The sequence below is a fragment of the Pseudomonas arsenicoxydans genome (assembly GCF_006438915.1).
GTDB lineage: Bacteria > Pseudomonadota > Gammaproteobacteria > Pseudomonadales > Pseudomonadaceae > Aquipseudomonas > Aquipseudomonas arsenicoxydans_A.
Window position 1 is genome coordinate 255,409 of sequence record NZ_RCZE01000002.1, and the last position, 18,569, is coordinate 273,977.

Here is an 18,569-nt window from a genome sequence, read left to right on the forward strand (position 1 = left end):
ATGTGGGAGCGGGCTTGCTCGCGAAAGCGGTGCAATATTCAGAATTTATACTGACTGACACATCGCTTTCGCGAGCAAGCCCGCTCCCACATTTAATTTGTGTACGAACCTAAAATCTAACGCTGAAGGCGATCCAGCGCCTCGCCGCTGCGTTTGAACCAGCCAATCAGGTAATCCGCCAGCACTTGCGTGCGTTTCGGTAAACCGCCCTGATACGGGTGAACCAGGTACATCGGCATGCGCCGCGTCTGATAATCACGCAGCAGCCAGCGCAATCGCCCGTCTGCCAATTCCGCTTGCAGCAAATACGACGGCAGACGCGCAATGCCAGCGCCGGCCAGTGCGGCTTTTTTCAGCAAGCTGTAGTGGTTACTGGCAAACGGCCCCGACACCCGCACGCGCAGCAACTCATGTTGCTGGTGATAGAGCCATTCTTCACGACCGCTGTAATGGCTGTTAAGCAGACAACGGTGTTCGGCCAGGGCCTGTGGCGCCAGCGGCTCACCATACTGTTCTAGATAAGCCGGACTGGCGCAGGTCATCTCGTGCCAGGCCAACAGCGGCCGGGCTACCAGACGCTCGTCCTTGCCCACCTCGGAGCGAATCGCCAGATCGAAGCCATCCCGGGACAGGTCGTGAAAGTTGTTGTTCAGATCGAGTTCGATCTGCACCTGCGGATACTTGCCGGAAAACTCCAGCAACAAACCATCGAAGAAGGTTTCCCCCAGCGAAACCGGAACGGTCATGCGCACCGGCCCGGCCATGTCGTCCTTCAACCGCGCCAATGCCTGACGCGCCCTTTCGACCTGGACGACAAGCGCCTGAGCTTGTGGCAACAGCGCCGCGCCTGCCGCCGTCAGACTTAAACGGCGCGTAGTGCGTTGCAGCAACACCACCGAAAACCGTGTTTCCAGCAAGCTGATGCGCTTGGACAATTGGCCCTTGCTGCAACCCAGTTGCTGCGCGGCCAAGGTAAAACTGCCCGCTTCGATCAAGACCGCGAACGCCGCCAGGTCATCCATTTCGCTCATGGATTGTTTCCATTTGAAAACCAAAGGTTGCCTATTAGTGCGCTTATCAACGGAAAAAACCACTCTAGACTGAGATCACTTTCAACCAATCGAGAATCAGCACGATGAAAATTCTATTGATAGGCGCAAGCGGCACCATCGGCTCGGCCGTCGACAAGGAACTGTCCCAGCGTCACGAGATCATCCGCATCGGCCGCAGCAGTGGCGACTTTCAAGTGGATATCAGCGACAGCAGCTCGATCCGCAAGCTGTTCGAACAGACCGGCAAGTTCGATGCCCTGATCTGCGCGGCGGGTAACGTGACCTTCGCCCCGCTGGATGAAATGACCGGAGACAGCTTCGCCCTGGGCCTCAAGGACAAACTGATGGGCCAGGTCAATTTGTTGCTGATCGGTCGCGAGTTCGCCAATGACGGCGCCTCGTTCACCTTCACCACCGGCGTGCTCAGCCACGACCCGATTCGCAGCGGCGCCTCGGCAGCGTTGGTCAACGGTGCATTGGATAGCTTCGTGCGCGCCGCCGCCATCGAACTGCCTCGCGGCCTGCGCGTGAACTCGATCAGCCCGAATGTGCTGCTGGAAGCCATGGGCAAATACGCGCCTTACTTCCGTGGATTCAAACCGGTTCCCGCAGCCGATGTGGCATTGGCCTACGCCAAAAGCGTAGAAGGCTTGCAGACAGGTCAGACCTTTCACGTCGGCTGACCGTCCTTTCTGACGGGCGTTACTGGCGAGCGATCACGCCGCTCGCCAGACGCTTGCCCCCAAATTGGCGCAGCCACTGTTGCATTGGCCGTTCGAACCAGCGATGGCAGATCAGGCTGGCACCGATCAGCACCACAAAGAACAGCAGCAACGTCCACGGCTGGTAAAAGACGCTTCGCCCTGGAAAGAATTTATCGGCCAACAGCGCGGCGATAATTTGCAGCGGGAAATGCAGCAAATAGGAGGCGTAGCTGATATCCCCTAGCCACGCCAAGCGTCGGGCAACGGGTTCCAGTACCTGATGACAGGCTGCAATGGCCATGATCGTCAGCGGGAACAACAATGCAAACTTGATCAACGGCTGATCAGCGCCGAACAACCACCACCCCGCCACACACCCGATCGTCAACCCCGTTCCCACCCAGCGCGGGGGCAACCGATGCAGCAGCCACGCCACCCACACATAGCCAACGCCACCGCAGAAAAAACTGAACACGCCCAGCGTGATTTTGTACTGCGCAGGAAACACGTAAGCGGCCACGGCGATCAAGAAAAGGCTGGTCAGCATGGGCAGGGGCGAATAGCGCCACAGCAGGAAAAACGCCGCGTAGAGCAGCACCTCAACCGAAATCGACCAGGCCGGGGCGTTGAATGACCAACCTTGTTCCAATCCCCAGGCTGGGGCGAGAAACACGTTCAACACGCCGTGATAGAGATCGTTGAACGGATAAACAAAGGCGTTGCCCGTGTACCGTGTGTAGGCCATCTGCAACAGCGCAACAGCGGCGAAGGTCGCCAGATGCAGCGGATAGATGCGGCTGAAACGCTCGACGAAGAACTGTCTTGCGGTCAGATCCCCTCGCGCCACGGCGTGACCGAACAACCAGAAAAAGATGAACCCGGACAAGCTGAAGAACAACGCGACCGCATCGCCACCGTGTCGATAAAACAAGGCAAACATGCTGAAGAACGGTTGCTGTTCGGTTTGCAGCGGGCCAGGCAACGCCCCTTGAAAAAAGAAGTGCTGCCAATGCCAGAACACCACCGCCAACGCCGCGATACCGCGCAGCGCATCCAGTGCGTACAACCGTTTGGGAAAAACAGACAGGTGTTGGTTCATGCGCAAGTGGGCCCGATCCTGGACAAGGGCGCCACTATGCTGGGACGAACCCGGCAACTCAATCCCTGACACACAAGCCTTGTGATCACGAGCGTGCCTGAGTAACGTGGCGGCACTTGTCTGGAGAGCCAAAGATGCGTGTTGCCCGTTCCTTAGTCGTCGTTGCCCTGCTGCCGCTGTTTGCCGCCTGTCAGTTGTTTGATGGCCCGCGTGAAAGCTCTTCCCTCGTGGGCCAGACCCGCATGCAAGGCCAATTGACGGCGGCGGACGGCAAATTGCTGTTCCAGCCCTGCAATGCGACCAGCAGCTATGTGATCAACGACACCGGCGGCACCAGCGTGCTGCAACAGGCTGCGTCTCTGGCCGATACCAAGGGCAAGTTGTTTGCCGATGTGCGCGGTCGCATCGTCGATAGCCGCCTCGATCTCGAGCAGCTGTACCGCGTCGAGCGTTCGGGCACGGCGTGCGACGATCCCAATTTCAAACTGCAGATCCTGCGCGCGGCCGGTCACTCACCTGAGTGGAACGTCAAGGTCAGCGGCAAAGGCATGGTGATCGATCGTGCCGGTCAACCGCCATTGGCCGTCCCCTATGTGGAAGAACAGCTGGGCGACGGCCGTTTCAACCTCAGCACAGAAGCCAATAACCAGCACATTGAACTGTGGGTTGCGCCGCAACGCTGCACCGACAACACCACCGGCAGCGTCCAGCACATGAGCGCCGAACTGCGCATCAATGGCCAGGTACAGCGTGGTTGCGCGTATTTCGGTGGTGCGCGTAACGACTGATCGTTTAGGCCTCACGGAATCCGTCTTTGGGGCTTATAATCACCGGTTTCCAACGCCTTGGCGCAGTTGTGCGCCCCGCGAACCGGGTCCTGCCATGTTACGAATCACTGAACTGAAGTTGCCGATCGACCATCCCGAAGAAGACCTGCGCCCTGCCATCGTGCAGCGCCTGGGCATCGCCAGCGATGACCTGCTCGATTTCACCTTGTTCAAGCGCAGCTACGATGCGCGCAAAAAGTCCTCCGAACTGTGCTTCATCTACACCATCGACCTCACCGCCAAGGATGAGGCCGCGATACTGCACAAGTTCGCCGATGACCGTAACGTCAACGTGGCGCCGGATGTCAGCTACAAAGTGGTCGGCCACGCACCGGCCGATCTGCAGCAACGCCCGGTTGTCGTCGGTTTCGGGCCGTGCGGGATTTTCGCCGGGCTGCTGCTCGCGCAAATGGGCTTCAAGCCGATCATCCTCGAGCGCGGCACCGAAGTGCGGCAGCGCACCAAGGACACCTGGGGCTTGTGGCGTAAAAACGTGCTGAACCCGGAATCGAACGTGCAGTTCGGCGAAGGCGGCGCGGGGACTTTCTCCGACGGCAAGCTGTACAGCCAGATCAAGGACCCGAAATTCATCGGCCGCAAAGTCCTGCACGAGTTCGTCAAGGCCGGTGCTCCGGACGAAATTCTCTACGTCAGCAAACCGCACATCGGTACGTTCCGTCTGACCGGTGTAGTGGAAAACATGCGTGAGCAGATTCGCGCACTGGGCGGCGAAGTCCGCTTCCAGCAACGCGTCACCGATGTGTTGATCGAGGATGGCCAACTGGTCGGCGTCGAGCTCAATGGTGGCGAGCAGATCCATTCGAAACACGTGGTTCTTGCCCTCGGCCACAGTGCCCGGGACACGTTCCGTATGCTCCACGGCCGTGGCGTGTTTATGGAAGCCAAGCCGTTTTCGGTGGGTTTCCGCATTGAACACCCGCAGTCTTTGATCGATCGCGCACGGTTGGGCAAGTACGCCGGCCACCCGAAACTCGGGGCGGCCGACTACAAACTGGTTCACCACGCCAAGAACGGTCGTTCGGTCTACAGCTTCTGCATGTGCCCGGGCGGCACCGTGGTCGCGGCGACGTCCGAGCCGAACCGCGTCGTCACCAACGGCATGAGCCAGTACTCGCGTAACGAGCGCAACGCCAACTCCGGGATCGTCGTCGGCATCACCCCGGAAGTCGATTACCCGGGCGGCCCGCTGGCCGGCATCGAATTGCAGGAACGCCTGGAATCCCATGCCTTTGTGCTGGGCGGCAGCAACTATGAAGCGCCAGCGCAACTGGTCGGCGACTTCATTGCCGGCAAGCCGTCTACCGAGTTGGGCAGTGTTGAACCGTCCTACAAGCCGGGCGTTGCATTGGGTGACTTGGCGTTGGCCTTGCCTGCGTTTGCCATTGAAGCGATTCGAGAAGCGTTGCCGGCGTTCGAGAAGCAGATTCGCGGTTACTCGCTGCATGATGCGGTATTGACCGGGATCGAGACACGCACCTCGTCGCCGCTGCGCATTACGCGTAATGAGTCGATGCAGAGCCTGAACGTGAAGGGCTTGTTCCCGGCAGGTGAAGGCGCGGGATATGCGGGCGGGATTCTGTCGGCGGGTGTGGATGGTATTCGGATCGCCGAAGCCGTAGCCCGCGACATCCTCGGCCTCGATGCCTGACACAAACTAAAAGTGGGAGCGGGCTTGCTCGCGAAAGCGGTTTCACATTCAACAGAGATGTTGACTGATCCACCGCTTTCGCGAGCAAGCCCGCTCCCACATTTGATCTTCGGTGTGTCAGATGTTAGCGCGCAGTACCGTCGGTGGCAGCCCCTCACCACGCTCGACACTCGCCGCCACCGCGTCCATAAAACCACTCAACTCATACCCCTGGCCCTTGAGCCAATCCTGATCGTAATAGGTGGTGGCATAACGTTCGCCGCCATCACACAGAATCGCCACGATCGACCCCGACTCCCCCGCCGCCGCCATCTGCTGAGCCGCCATCAAGGCACCGACCAGGTTGGTCCCGCTCGATCCGCCCACCCGCCGCCCCAACCGCTGCGCCAGATAGTGCATGGCCGCCAGGGACAACGCGTCCGGCACTTTGACCATGGCATCAATCACCTTGGGCAGGAACGATGCTTCCACCCGTGGCCGGCCGATCCCTTCGATCCGCGAACCGCACTCCAGGCGCAGGCTGGCATCGCCGGTCTGGTAGTAATCGAAAAACACCGAACGCTCGGCATCGGCGCACAACACGCGGGTGCAATGCTGGCGATAACGCACGTAACGCCCCAGCGTCGCGGTGGTGCCGCCGGTGCCGGGGCTGGAGATCAGCCAGCTCGGCTCAGGGTGCTTTTCGAAACGCATCTGATGGAAGATCGATTCGGCGATGTTGTTGTTCGCCCGCCAGTCGGTGGCGCGTTCGGCGTAGGTGAACTGGTCGATGAAATGACCGTCATGCTCGCGGGCCAGCCGGTCGGATTCGGCGTAGATCTGGGTCGGATCGTCGACCAGATGACTCTTGCCGCCATAGAAAGCAATTTGCGCGATCTTCTCTTTCGAGGTGGTCGCCGGCATCACTGCAATAAAGGGCAAATCCAGCAAGTTGGCGAAGTACGCCTCGGAAATTGCCGTCGAACCGCTGGACGCCTCGATCACCGGCGCACCGGGTTTGAGCCAACCGTTACACAGCGCATACAGAAACAACGAGCGCGCCAGGCGGTGCTTGAGGCTGCCGGTGGGGTGGCTGGATTCATCCTTGAAATACAATTCGATGCCCGGAAAACCCGGCAGCGCCAAAGGGATCAGATGGGTATCGGCGCTGCGCTGGAAGTCCGCTTCGATGATCCGGATGGCTTCGCGGGCCCACTGTCGGTTGTCGCTCATGATGGTTTTCTCGTTGAGTCGGCCTTTTTTTAAGGCTCAGCCTTCAAGCTTAGGAAAAAACCTACAGCACGCACAGGTACAGCTGACGTTCAATACGGCCGGCAACTGCTAGGCTCAAGTCCGGTCCCTTCCTTCACGTTGTTACGGCATATAACAAAAAAGAATATAACTTTTGTTTTAACAACTAACAGTACGGGTTAGGGTGTGCCACCTTTTGAATTCATCGATGGAGAGCGACCTTGCCTCTGCGTAGCACTTTCACGCGTTTCTTTCAGTTGGAAGCTGCCAGCGGTCTGTTACTGATCGCTGCGGCAGCCCTGGCTTTAATCATCAACAACTCGTCCCTGTCGTGGCTCTACAACGGGCTGCTGGACACCCCTGTCGTCGCGCAGATCGGCGCGCTGAAAATCGCCAAGCCGTTGCTGCTGTGGATCAACGACGGCTTGATGGCGATGTTCTTCCTGCTGATCGGCCTGGAAGTGAAGCGCGAAGTTCTCGACGGCCAGTTGTCCAAACCCTCGCAAATCGTCCTGCCTGGTGCTGCGGCGATTGGCGGCATGGTCGTGCCGGCGCTGGTCTACTGGTTCTTGAACCGTGACGACCCGACAGCACTGGGCGGCTGGGCCATCCCGATGGCCACCGACATCGCCTTCGCCCTCGGTGTACTCGCCTTGCTGGGCAAGCGCGTACCGGTATCGCTGAAGCTGTTTTTGATGACCCTGGCGATCATTGACGACCTGGGCGCAATCATTGTCATCGCGATCTTCTATTCCGGCACCCTGTCTACGCTGTCGCTGGCACTGGCGGGCGCCTGCATCATCGCGCTGATCGCCATGAACCGGCTCGGCGTGGTGAAGCTCGGACCGTACATGATCATCGGCTTGATCCTCTGGGTGTGCGTGCTCAAGAGCGGCGTCCACGCCACGTTGGCCGGTGTGACCCTGGCGTTCTGCATTCCGCTGCGTACCAAAAACGCCGAATCCTCGCCACTGCTGACCCTTGAACACGCCCTGCACCCGTGGGTGGCTTACGGCATCCTGCCGCTGTTCGCCTTCGCCAACGCCGGTCTGTCCCTGAGCGGTGTCACCGTTGAAAGCTTCACCCACCATGTACCGATGGGCATTGCGGCCGGTCTGCTGCTGGGTAAAACCGTCGGGGTGTTTGGCCTTACCTGGCTGGCAGTTAAAATTGGCATCGCCGCCCTGCCCCAAGGCGCCAACTGGGGCCATGTGCTGGGTGTAGCAATCCTCTGCGGGATTGGTTTCACGATGAGCCTGTTTGTCGGCTCCCTGGCATTTGAGCCTGGCGTCAGCGACTACGCCGGGATGGACCGGATGGGGATTCTGACCGGTTCGATTCTCGCGGCATTGATCGGTTATGCGGTGACAGCGATGGCGAGTCGCAAGAGCGCCGTGCTGCAATCCTGAGCGAAAGAGAACGCTCCTAACCGCATCAAGGATTCGTCCTACAGCCACGATCCACCTCGTTCGTTAACGTCGCACAGCTCCTTTATCGGAGCTGTCGACGGACGAATACAAGGAAGATCAGTGGCTGGCAACAAGGAAGTTCCCAGGGTTAAAAACCCACCCTCCGGTGACGGCCATCACGTCACCTACCGCTTCATGACGGCCACGGAACTGGCTCAGCGCGATGCGCGACAAAGCGCTTACGACGCCATGCTCGCCCGGCAGCAGGCGTTTGAAGATCGGCTTCAGGCCTCGACGAAAAAACCCGAAATCCCTCGCGCGGGATGCGTCTTTGCCAAGTCCTGCAACCTGCCGGACGCCATCATCGATTACTCGAATCCTTCGGGTGTGGTTCCGACCGACAGCCTCAAGGATTACGGCGAAATCGCCTGGCTCGGCGCTCGTGGTGCAGACGATGCCGGGCTGCTGAATCTCGAAACCATCAGTGGCAGTACCGTCTCGCTCGGCATTGGTCGACTGGCACTTAGAGCCCCGTCGCTCGCTGTGCCTTTGTTGGCACTTGAGGCTGCCACTGCCGCCACTTTGGCCGGTGTCGTCGCCTTGTTCTGGACGCCGAGCCTGGGTGATAGCGCGCTCTATACCGATGAACAACTGCGTGCCCTGAAACAGGCGCGAACTCGCGTTCGGCTTCAGGTCGAGCAACAGGCTGATGGCAGTCTCAAGGGCTATGGGTTCTATACCGGCAAGAACCGCGACTGGGAAATGGTCGATGTCGTGCAGTTCACACTGCGCGGCAGCCAGCAGGTGGCGGATCTCGGGGAGGGTGTGGAACTGATCTGGACGCCAGCAGTGGATGGCTCGGACATCCTCGGCATTCCAGCGCTGGAGGCCGCCCCGCAGGCGCCGCATATCTGGGTGTATCCGCCAACGCCGGCGGCGGCCAGCATTATCGTGAACCCGGTGTATCCGCCTGAGTACAAGGATTTCATTCTTGTGTTTCCGGTGGGGTCGGGGGTGAAGCCTTTATACGTGGTAGTGGCAAGGCCTGTTAGTGGCGACCACAGTTACCATCCTCCGCCAAAGACGCTGTCGGCATTCCCCGATGCGATCCCTGTTCAGACTAAAGGAAGTCGAAAACGCTGGGAAAGTAAGAGACGCATTTATGAATGGGACTACCAACATGGCGCCGTCGAAGTGTACAACTGGGCAGGGGATCACTTAGGGGAGTTCGATGCAAAAACTGGCGAACAGACCGGAGAAGGCAAACCTGAAAGACGGACATCAACAAAGTAATGATGAGGGACAAGAATGATATTTATCGCAATCACCGGATTTTTACCCGAGCCGAATCCCGACAATTCATTGCAATATGAAAAGGATGTTCCACCAGCCTTAGAGACAGCCGTACTGAAGGTCATGGGCTGGTCAACCTTGTGGGATGTACCTATGGGTGAGCACACAATCTCTCCCGATCAAGCCCGTGTGATTATGGACTTGGTGGGTGACCCCTTAAGAGAAGACCTGACGTTCTACATGGGTCTCTGTAGCAACGACTGACAATATTGAATCTGGGATATCTGACGACAAAACCCCAATCAGTCACCTGATCGGGGTTCTTCTTTATCCATTCCCGCTTAGTGCGATACGCGGCTCGTGCCATCTACAGTAGCAATCCGCACCCGCTCGCCAACGCGGAACACTTCATTCTCCTGAACTTGCTGAACATAGGCGCGCATGCTGCCGTCGTCTTCGCGGACGGTGATTTCGACGCCTTGAGTGCGGGTCAGGCCTTCTTCGGCCGCCGAACCTACCAGGCCGCCGGCGACTGCGCCGATGACTGCGGCAACGATGCTGCCTTTGCCGCCGCCGATGGTGCTACCGCCAACACCGCCGACCGCAGCACCGGCGATGCCGCCGATTGGGGTTTTAGTGCCTTCGATTTTCACTGGGCGCAGCGCTTCGATGGTGCCCATACGAATCGTTTGCACACGACGCGCTTCATCACGGGAGTAGGAGTCACCGGTCAGGCTGGATTGGCAGCCAGTGAGCAACATCGCCATCGTGGAAAAGGAAGCAACCAACAAAACAGACTTACGCATAGCATCAACTCCAAAGGACAGGTATTCATTAAACCCCGCAGCTTGACGCCTGTCACGGCATCGCCGGGATAAAAATGTTTTGATTCAGGCCAGGTACAGGCGCCACAACACATTCACGCCCCAAGGCTTGTCATGGATTACTTCATCGTTTTCATCACTACCGTCGCCGGTCTGTACTTCCATGGGTGGCTGTACGTTCGGATAAAACGCTGGATGGACCGCGACCTGGCATTGGCTTTGGCTGGGAAGGACGAACAGAAAAAAGCTTTCATGCTCCAGCAACTGGCGAACGCTCACGCACAGAAAATCAAGCGTCGGGACCTGCCCCAGTGGCTTGAGGCCGCTGCAGCAGGGTATCCCGAACGATAGACTGCCTAGGGTGCCAGGCGTTCAAGAATCCAGTCGGCGCCCTGTAGGCGGTAGTTGAGGCGATCATGCAGACGGCTGGCACGCCCCTGCCAGAACTCGATGCGCTCTGGTAGCAAACGATAACCGCCCCAGTGATCCGGGCAGTGTGGCGCTGTATCGCTGAAACGTTGCTCGGTGTTCTTGAGCAGCGCTTCCAGTTCGGCACGATCGGCAATCACCCGGCTCTGCGGTGATGCCCAGGCACCGAGACGGCTGCCCAGCGGTCGGACCTGAAAATAAGCGTCGGACTCTTCAGCCGTGACCTTCACCACCCGCCCTTCGATGCGCACCTGACGTTCCAGGGTCGGCCAGAAGAACGTCATGGCAGCGAACGGGTTCGCCGCCAGATGCTGGCCTTTGGCGCTGTCGTAGTTGGTGAAGAAGGTGAAGCCCTCCTCGTCCAGGCCCTTGAGCAGCAGAATGCGGCAATGTGGCCGACCGTCCTGATCGACCGTGGCCAGGGTCATGGCATTGGCCTCCACCGGCGGTTGCTCGGTTTTCACCGCGTCGGCAAACCACTGGTGGAACAGCCCGAACGGCTCTTCCGGAGCTTGCGCCTCGGTCAGACCATCACGGGTGTAGTCACGACGCATATCAGCCAGGCCCTGGGTCATGGCGCATTCCTTTTGGTTAACGAATCACTTCTTGGTGACGTCAGCCGCGACGTCGACTTTCTTGGTGTCTGCAGTCGCTTTGGCCGGCGCAGTCTTTTTCGCCGGTGTTGCGGCTTTAGCAGGCGCTTTCTTGGCGGTGGCTTTGTTCGCCGGGGCCTTTTTCGTCGCCGGCACAGCCGCTTTCTTCGCCGCAGGTGCCGGGGTGACCGGTGTGGCCACTGGCTTGATGTCCTTGGACGCGATCATAGTCACTGGCGCCGGAGCCGGCATGTTGTACTTGGCCAACAACGCCACCATGGTGTTTTGCGGGGTTACCAGCAATTCCACGCGACGGTTCAAGGCACGACCTTCAACACTGTCGTTGGCCGCACGCGGGGCGTCACCGCCCATGCCGCGGAGCATCAGGCGATCTCGCTGCAAACCGCTGAGGCGGAAGATGGCGGCGACGGCTTGTGCACGCTCCTGGCTCAGTTTCACGTTGGCCGGTGCGGCACCCGTCGTATCACTGTGACCGAGTACCAGCACGGCCGTTTTCGGATCGACTTCAAGGATTTTCGCGACACGGGTGAACGGACCGAGGGTGACCGGCAACAGCATGGCTGGACGATCCGGGTTGAACGAGCCTTCTACCGGCGCCGTCACCACTAACACGTTTTCACGGCGTTCAAGTTGCAGATTGCTGTCCTTGATCGCTTCGCGCAGACGCGGCTCGTAGTCGTCGAGCCAGGCCTGGGTGACTTTCGGGTCGATTGGCGCAACCTTGGGAGCGCTCTGATCCTTGCCGCCGAACGGCCAGTACCAAGGGCTACCCGCGTCGGCATCAGCTTTGGCGACCGGGACCGGTTTGGCTTCGGGTTTTACTTCAGGCTTGGCAGCGGCATCATCGGAACCGAACGGCCAGTACCAAGGGCTGGCGCTCTCACTTTTGGCAACAGGTGCGGTGGCAGCGGCTTTGAGCGGTGCCGGGGCCGGGGCTGGGGTCGGTTCTTTAGCGGCGATTTTGTCGGACGAACCGAACGGCCACCAGCTGCCACCATCGGAATCACTTTTTGGGGTCTGTGCACAACCGGTGATAGCAAAGCACAGGGCCAGGGCGAGCGTTGGTTTGGATGACATTGGATATCCACGAAATATGAAGTAATGAAAAATCAGACCGAAGCGGCCCGCACAAACTGACGATTTGAAACTGAAAAGGCTGCCGGGTTCCAGTACTGGAACCCTTGAGCGGGTTTTACAGACAAGTGGCCAATACTCGCGCAAGCTTTTGCGCGCGTGGATCCATCAAGACGTACGGCCCCAGTGTATTTGTCACAAAACCGAAGGCGACATCGTGTTCCGGGTCAGCAAAACCGATGGAGCCGCCAGCGCCCGGATGGCCGAACGCACGCGGGCCGAGGCCGTAGGTGGCGTTGGGAACGTCCGGTTGATCGAGCATGCAACCCAGACCGAATCGGGTCCGGGTCAATAAAGTCTTGTCGTCGCCGAGACTGTGTTCACGGGTCAGCTCATTGAGCATTTCGCCTTCCAGCAAACTGCCATCCAGCAGGCCGGCGTAGAACCCGGCCAGGCTGCGCGCATTGCCATGGCCGTTGGCGGCGGGTTGCTGCATGCGCCGCCACTCGGGTTTGTTAGTACTGGTCATGATCGACGGCGGATTGGTGAAGGCCCGGGTGGTCATGGCAGTCGGTTCACGCAGGGTCACTTGCAGCAGGCGCTGGGCGGCGGCATCGCCGACGTTGCCTTTGCCACGCGCAATGTGCGCCACGCGATGGAATTCTTCATCGGCCAGACCGACATGGAAATCCAGGCCCAATGGCTTGGCGACGCGAGCGACGATGGATTCGCCCGGCCCACGACCGTCGGCGCGGCGCAGCAACTCGCCCACCAGCCAGCCGTAAGTGATCGCGGCGTAGCCGTGGCCTTGGCCCGGCGTCCACCACGGCGCTTCGGCCGCGAGGGCGTCGACCATGGTTTGCCAGTCGTAAAGGGCTTCCGGGGCCAGCAATTCGCGTAACGCCGGCAAGCCTGCCTGATGGCAGAGTAATTGACGCAAAGTCACGGATTCTTTGCCGGCGGCGGCAAATTCGGGCCAATAAAGGGCAACCGGGGCGTCCAGTTGCAGCTTGCCTTCAGCCACCAATTGCAGGGCCGTGACCGCGGTGAACGTCTTGGTGCAGGAGAACAGGTTGGCGATGGTGTCGCTGTGCCAGGCTTCGCTGCCATCCTTGTCGGCGGTGCCGGCCCAGAGGTCGAGGACGGTTTCACCGCCGACCTGGATGCACAAGGCTGCGCCACGTTCCTGAGTATCGTCGAACAGTGCCGCAAAAGCTTCGCGCACGGCTTCGAACTTGAGCTCGTAATGACCCTGAATCTGCACCCGCATTGCTCCCGGATAATCGCTATACAAAGTGGCCCGCATTGTTCCAGCCCTAGAGGGATTTGGGAACAGGGTTGGGCTGGGCGGTCGGCAGGTTATCTGCTTGCCTGAACATATTGCTGATGCTGATGACGCCTTCGCGAGCAAGCCCGCTCCCACATTCGATCGCATTCTTTCTGGAAGAACTTGGTTAAATGTGGGAGCGGCGGTGCGACGATTCGACTTGCTCGCGAAGAACGTTGACGCGGTATTTCAGGACTCAGTGCCCCTGGCCAGAATGCCCACCAGCTCCCCTGCCCGGGCCTTTGCCAGCCTCGGCCTTTCTGCCGCCTTCGGCATCGTGACTGGCCTTGTCTGCCTCGGCCGCCGCTTTCGCGGCCTCTTTGCCTAACTGATCGACAGCCGCTAGGTTGCTCTTGCGCACGGACTCCACAAACCCCTGGAACGGCAGGTCCGTAATCCCCACCAGACCAAAGTGACCATTCTCACCGTCCAGCAAACGCCCGGTCACGGGTTGGTCCAGGTACTGGAACCAATGCACGCCGACAATCGAAGGTTCACTCAGCGCCTGCTTGAGGAAGTTCGCGTACGCCGGCCCACGGTCTTCTTCCTTGGCCAGTTGCGTCACGCCGCCCCAGAACGGACCGCGATCCGCCGAGCCAACGTTGAATTCGGTGATCAGCACCGGTTTGTCGAGGCTGCGCAGCTTGGCGAAGTCGTAACCGTCCTGCGGTTGCAGGGTGTACATGTTGAAGCTCAACACGTCGCAATACTGCGCGCAGGAGTCCACGGCTTCCGGGGTGCTGATGGCGAAACGACCGCCCAGCAACAGCTGGTTCGGCGCGTGCCACTTCAGCGAGTCGGAAATGGTCTTGAAGTAGGTATCAGCGAAGACCTTCTGGAAGTATGTGAAGTCGGCCTCGATTTCCGGGTGGTCAGCGCTAGGCAGCGGCGGCACGAAGCCCGGGTCTTCCATCAACTCCCAAGCTGGCAAGTCGATGCCCCACGCTTTGGACAGCCCCGCCTGATTGCGATATTTGTCGCGCAGTTGCTTGAGGAACGCCCGTTTGGCCGGCACGTCGGTGGTCATTTTCAAGGTGCCGTAAGCCAAGGCGTAACGTGCTTTCGGGTCATCACCGGGACCGGCCCAGGCCAATTCGTTATCGGCGTAGTAGCCGATCAGCCATGGATCGTCGCGATGATCACGGGCGGCAATGGCCACGGCGCGTTCGGTGGCCATGGCGAAACGTGGATCGAACGGGTCGGGCATGCCGCCCCACCAGTCGGTGCCGGTGCTGATGCTGGCGTAATCGCCGACGATCGACAGCGGTAAGGTGTACGGCACGCGATCAGCATCGCCGAGCGCCGGGGCGCTCCAGTTGCCGATAGTATTGAAGCCCCAGGCTTGCAGGCGATCCAGGGTGTGGCCGGTCCAGCGTTGCTCATCGACCACTGCTTTGCAGGGTTCGGAGGGTTTCTGCTCAGCCGTTTTCGCAACGGTTGCATCGGCCGCGCCGGTCTTGGCGGCTTCGGCAACTCCGGCTTCGGCGGTCGTAGGGGTTAGCGGTTGCTCGGCAGCCTTCTCGACCGTCGCTTCGACCGCACCGGCCTTGGCCGCTTCGGCAACGCCGGCCTTGGTGTCGCTGCCCAGCGCACACGGTTCGCCATACAGGCGCTGCAAGTTGGCACCGTAAAAATCGTACCAGCGACCGGCGTTGTAACCTCGGCCCTGATCGGCACCGTTACCGCCACGGTTGTCACCTTCGCCAAAATGGCTGGCCAGCGCTTCGTCGGGTTTCGGCAGGGACTCGAACATCCACTCACGGCCGGCGACGTAGGTCTGGTTGACGTCCGGGGTCACGGTGTTGACCCCAAGCGAATAGAACGGATGCCCTTGCGGGGTCACCAGGTACCAGCGACCGTCGCGCTTTTCAGTGCGGAAAAAGCCGCTGGCCTTGAACGTCGGGCCTTTGGTCCAGCCACCGAAGGTGTCCAGAGAGGATTTCTCACGCTCGGCCAGCCAGGTTTTCAGTTGTTGCTGTTCCTTGGCGGCGGCGCTTTTCAGTTGTTCATCGCTGCTGATCTTTTCCGGCCATTTGGCCCGGGTCGACTGACCGTAAGCATCCACCAGCCCGCCATAAACGGCGTGGGTCACGGCCTCACCGTCCTGCACGCCAAAGCGTTCGAGCAAGATGTTCTGGGCCACTTTCGGTTGATCCATCGACAAGGTCACCGACACCACCTGGCGGCGATCCAGTTCACCGGCACTGCTGGCCAGCAAAATGCGCTGGCCATCGACCATCATCGGCATCGGCGGCCCGGCTTTCATGCCCTGGCTCAACGATGAACTTGCCACCAACGGTACCAGCAAGGTCTGCGCAGGACCGGCCGGCAAATCGACGCGACTGACCAGCGTCTTGCCGTCATTGCTCTGGATTTTCACGTACAGGGTCACGGCCCAATCCATTGCGCTCTGGATTCGCAGGCTCATGACGCCCGACTGTGACCAGTCCCAGGCACCGGTTTGCGGAGTCAAACGCAAACTCGGCTGGGCCACCGGGTTGAATGTCACCCGACGCAACACTTCGCCTTCGGCTGTTTGCTCCGCATTGGATTGCGGCAGGTTGGCGTCCTGAGTCGCCACCTGGACCACATCAGCGGGGCGAACAAAGTTGAACAGCGTCTGTTGGCCGGCGGGGGCCGCCAGCAAAGGGGCTGCGAACATCAGGGCAAATACGGCGGGCAACGAACGGCGAATCATAGGAACGTGTTTCTCCCTAACGACCTTCAATGGTCAGTGGAAAAGCGATGGTAGAGAGATAGACAACGCGGTGGGCAAATGTGCCCACCGGTGTATCAGGAAATTTCGCGACGGAACGGCGGCAGCGCATTAAGGATGGCTTTGCCGTAACGCTGGGTGACCAGACGTCGATCGAGCAAGGTGATGGTGCCGCGATCCTCTTCGGTACGCAGCAAGCGACCGCAGGCCTGGACCAGCTTCAGCGAGGCATCCGGCACGGAGATCTCCATGAACGGATTGCCGCCACGGGCCTCGATCCATTCCGCCAGCGCTGCTTCGACGGGATCATCCGGCACCGAGAACGGAATCTTCGCGATCACCACGTGCTCGCAGTACGCACCCGGCAAGTCGACCCCTTCGGCAAAACTCGCGAGGCCGAACAGCACACTCGAATCCCCGCCATCGACGCGCGCCTTGTGCTTGTTCAAGGTTTCCTGCTTCGACAGGTTGCCTTGAATGAAAACTTGCTTGCGCCAGTCGCGGTCGAGGCCGTCGAACACGTCCTGCATCTGTTTGCGCGAAGAGAACAGCACCAGCGTGCCCCGGGAGCCTTCAACCAGTTGCGGCAGATCACGAATGATCGCCGCGGTGTGGGCCGGTGCATCCCGCGGATCGGCCTTCAGGTCCGGCACTCGCAGCACGCCGGCATCGGCGTGGTGAAACGGGCTCGGGACCACGGCGGTCACGGCTTTTTTCGGCAGACCGGCACGCATGCGGAAACGGTCGAACGTGCCGAGGGCCGTCAGGGTTGCCGACGTTACCAACGCGCCGTAAGCCACGTTCCACAGGTTGCGCCGGAGCATTTCCGCCGCAAGGATCGGGCTGGCGTTTACCTCGATGTCGAACAGCGAACCGCTTTCGGCCAACGTCAGCCAACGGGCCATGGGCGGGTTGTCTTCCGGGTCTTCAGCGGTGAATGCCACCCACAACTCCCAGTTGCCCGAGGAACGGGACAACAGGCTGCCAAACAGCGGATACCACTCTTCAGCCTGATTACTGGCGATGCCGATGTTCACCTCGCCGTCCATGCCTTCCTTGAGCAACTCGGTGAGCCGGGTGAACAGGTCGGTGAGCCGGGCAAAGCCCTTCTTCAACTCGACACCCATCTCGCGCATGTGCTCGGGAATCACCCCGCCGACGAAGCGGTGTCGCGGCCGCTCGCGACCTTCAACGTCTTCGCCGGGTTTGAAGTCGGCGACCTGCTCGCAGGCGGTGAACATGAATTGTTGCTGGGTCTTGATCTCGCGGGCCAACTCCGGCACTTGCTCGATCAACTTGCCCAAATCGCCGGGCAGCGGGTGCTGGGCCAGCAGTTTGGTGAGGTTTTTCGCGGTGGTTTCCAGCCAATCGGCGGTCGAACGCAGGCGCGTGTAATGGGCGAAGTGGCCGATGGCCTTGTCCGGCAGGTGATGGCCTTCGTCGAACACGTAGATAGTGTCGCGCGGGTCCGGCAGCACGGCACCGCCGCCCAAGGCGAGGTCGGCCAGCACCATGTCGTGGTTGGTGACGATGACGTCAACCTTGCCCATGCCTTCGCGGGCCTTATAAAAGGCGCACTGGCCGAAGTTCGGGCAATGGCGGTTGGTGCACTGGCTGTGATCGGTGGTCAGACGCGCCCAGTCGGCATCTTCCAGCGCCGTGGACCAACTGTCGCGGTCGCCGTCCCATTTATTGCCGGCGAGTTTTTCGATCATGCTGGTGAACAGCTTCTGACTGGCCTCGTCGACCTCGATCTTGAAGCCTTCTTCTTCGAACAACTGCGCCGTGGCCGTTTGTGCGTGGCCTTCCTGCAGCAACATGTCGAGCTTGGACAGGCACATGTAGCGCCCACGGCCCTTGGCCAACGCGAAGCTGAAATTCAGCCCGCTGTTGCGCATCAGGTCGGGCAAATCCTTGTAGACGATCTGCTCTTGCAGGGCGACGGTGGCCGTGGCGATCACCAGGCGTTTGCCGGCCGCCTTGGCGGTCGGGATCGCCGCCAGGCTGTAGGCCACGGTTTTGCCGGTACCGGTGCCGGCTTCCACCGCAACAATCGCGGGGTCGCCACTGCGCCGGCCTTCGTCGTCGGTGTCGATATCCCCGAGGACCTTGGCAATTTCGGCGATCATCAGGCGTTGGCCGTAGCGCGGCTTGAGGCTCTTGGCTTCGAGAAAACGCGAATAGGCGCCCTGGATCGTGGTTTTGAGTTCGGTGCTGATCATGGATTGTCGGGCGCTAAAAACGCTGGATAAATTTTCAGTAGTTCAGTTCGGCGGCTATCATACCCCGCTAATGAATCCCG

Annotated in this window: 16 protein-coding genes; 7 read left to right on the forward strand and 9 right to left on the reverse strand. The window is 60.0% G+C overall.

The window, feature by feature from the left end; genetic code table 11:
* Window positions 1–116 precede the first annotated feature (116 nt).
* A complete protein-coding gene (locus EAH78_RS04655; protein ID WP_140666199.1) occupies window positions 117–1,031 on the reverse strand; it encodes a LysR family transcriptional regulator in 915 nt (304 codons plus the stop codon).
* Window positions 1,032–1,135: 104 nt separating this feature from the next.
* On the opposite strand from EAH78_RS04655, the gene EAH78_RS04660 reads away from it, so the two are divergent.
* Window positions 1,136–1,735 (forward strand): short chain dehydrogenase, encoded by a 600-nt coding sequence (locus EAH78_RS04660; RefSeq protein WP_140666201.1) that lies wholly within the window; start codon window positions 1,136–1,138, stop codon window positions 1,733–1,735.
* A gap of 19 nt (window positions 1,736–1,754) precedes the next feature.
* On the opposite strand, the gene EAH78_RS04665 is transcribed toward EAH78_RS04660, so the two are convergent.
* Window positions 1,755–2,855: an acyltransferase family protein gene (locus tag EAH78_RS04665; protein ID WP_140666804.1), complete on the reverse strand. Its 1,101-nt coding sequence runs from the start codon at window positions 2,853–2,855 to the stop codon at window positions 1,755–1,757.
* Between the two features lie 134 nt (window positions 2,856–2,989).
* On the opposite strand from EAH78_RS04665, the gene EAH78_RS04670 reads away from it, so the two are divergent.
* Window positions 2,990–3,643, forward strand: coding sequence for a COG3650 family protein (locus tag EAH78_RS04670; protein ID WP_140666203.1), 654 nt, complete (start codon window positions 2,990–2,992; stop codon window positions 3,641–3,643).
* A 94-nt stretch (window positions 3,644–3,737) separates the two neighbouring features.
* Window positions 3,738–5,351: an NAD(P)/FAD-dependent oxidoreductase gene (locus EAH78_RS04675; RefSeq protein ID WP_140666205.1), complete on the forward strand. Its 1,614-nt coding sequence runs from the start codon at window positions 3,738–3,740 to the stop codon at window positions 5,349–5,351.
* Window positions 5,352–5,468: 117 nt separating this feature from the next.
* On the opposite strand, the gene EAH78_RS04685 is transcribed toward EAH78_RS04675, so the two are convergent.
* On the reverse strand, window positions 5,469–6,566 hold the full coding sequence (locus tag EAH78_RS04685; protein WP_193560069.1) for a PLP-dependent cysteine synthase family protein: 1,098 nt from the start codon (window positions 6,564–6,566) through the stop codon (window positions 5,469–5,471).
* Between the two features lie 236 nt (window positions 6,567–6,802).
* Here EAH78_RS04685 and nhaA point away from each other — a divergent pair, with 236 nt between their 5' ends.
* The 3 genes from nhaA to EAH78_RS04700 all read left to right on the forward strand — a co-directional run bounded on the left by nhaA (window position 6,803) and on the right by EAH78_RS04700 (window position 9,547).
* Entirely contained in the window at window positions 6,803–7,990 is a 1,188-nt protein-coding gene (gene nhaA / locus EAH78_RS04690) for a Na+/H+ antiporter NhaA (RefSeq protein WP_140666209.1), read from the forward strand.
* Window positions 7,991–8,110: 120 nt separating this feature from the next.
* On the forward strand, window positions 8,111–9,283 hold the full coding sequence (locus tag EAH78_RS04695; protein WP_140666211.1) for an S-type pyocin domain-containing protein: 1,173 nt from the start codon (window positions 8,111–8,113) through the stop codon (window positions 9,281–9,283).
* A gap of 15 nt (window positions 9,284–9,298) precedes the next feature.
* The gene (locus tag EAH78_RS04700) at window positions 9,299–9,547 is read left to right on the forward strand and encodes a pyocin S6 family toxin immunity protein (RefSeq protein WP_140666213.1); all 249 of its coding nucleotides are present in this window, start codon (window positions 9,299–9,301) and stop codon (window positions 9,545–9,547) included.
* A 77-nt stretch (window positions 9,548–9,624) separates the two neighbouring features.
* Here the strand turns inward: EAH78_RS04700 and EAH78_RS04705 are convergent, their stop codons facing one another.
* The gene (locus EAH78_RS04705) at window positions 9,625–10,089 is read right to left on the reverse strand and encodes a glycine zipper 2TM domain-containing protein (protein ID WP_140666215.1); all 465 of its coding nucleotides are present in this window, start codon (window positions 10,087–10,089) and stop codon (window positions 9,625–9,627) included.
* 132 nt (window positions 10,090–10,221) lie between these two features.
* Here EAH78_RS04705 and EAH78_RS04710 point away from each other — a divergent pair, with 132 nt between their 5' ends.
* Window positions 10,222–10,458 (forward strand): hypothetical protein, encoded by a 237-nt coding sequence (locus EAH78_RS04710; RefSeq protein ID WP_140666217.1) that lies wholly within the window; start codon window positions 10,222–10,224, stop codon window positions 10,456–10,458.
* 5 nt (window positions 10,459–10,463) lie between these two features.
* Here the strand turns inward: EAH78_RS04710 and pdxH are convergent, their stop codons facing one another.
* The 5 genes from pdxH to dinG form a co-directional block, all read right to left on the reverse strand.
* Complete coding sequence (gene pdxH, locus EAH78_RS04715) at window positions 10,464–11,111, reverse strand: pyridoxamine 5'-phosphate oxidase (RefSeq protein ID WP_140666219.1); 648 nt, start codon at window positions 11,109–11,111, stop codon at window positions 10,464–10,466.
* Window positions 11,112–11,135: 24 nt separating this feature from the next.
* The gene (locus tag EAH78_RS04720) at window positions 11,136–12,227 is read right to left on the reverse strand and encodes an OmpA family protein (protein ID WP_140666221.1); all 1,092 of its coding nucleotides are present in this window, start codon (window positions 12,225–12,227) and stop codon (window positions 11,136–11,138) included.
* Between the two features lie 115 nt (window positions 12,228–12,342).
* Window positions 12,343–13,488 carry a serine hydrolase domain-containing protein gene (locus tag EAH78_RS04725; protein ID WP_140666806.1) on the reverse strand — a complete coding sequence of 382 codons (1,146 nt, stop codon included), beginning with the start codon at window positions 13,486–13,488 and terminating at the stop codon, window positions 12,343–12,345.
* A gap of 259 nt (window positions 13,489–13,747) precedes the next feature.
* Complete coding sequence (locus tag EAH78_RS04730; protein ID WP_140666223.1) at window positions 13,748–16,249, reverse strand: beta-galactosidase; 2,502 nt, start codon at window positions 16,247–16,249, stop codon at window positions 13,748–13,750.
* Window positions 16,250–16,344: 95 nt separating this feature from the next.
* Window positions 16,345–18,489, reverse strand: a complete 2,145-nt coding sequence (dinG, locus tag EAH78_RS04735) for an ATP-dependent DNA helicase DinG (protein ID WP_027925648.1) — start codon at window positions 18,487–18,489, stop codon at window positions 16,345–16,347.
* Between the last annotated feature and the right edge of the window lie 80 nt (window positions 18,490–18,569).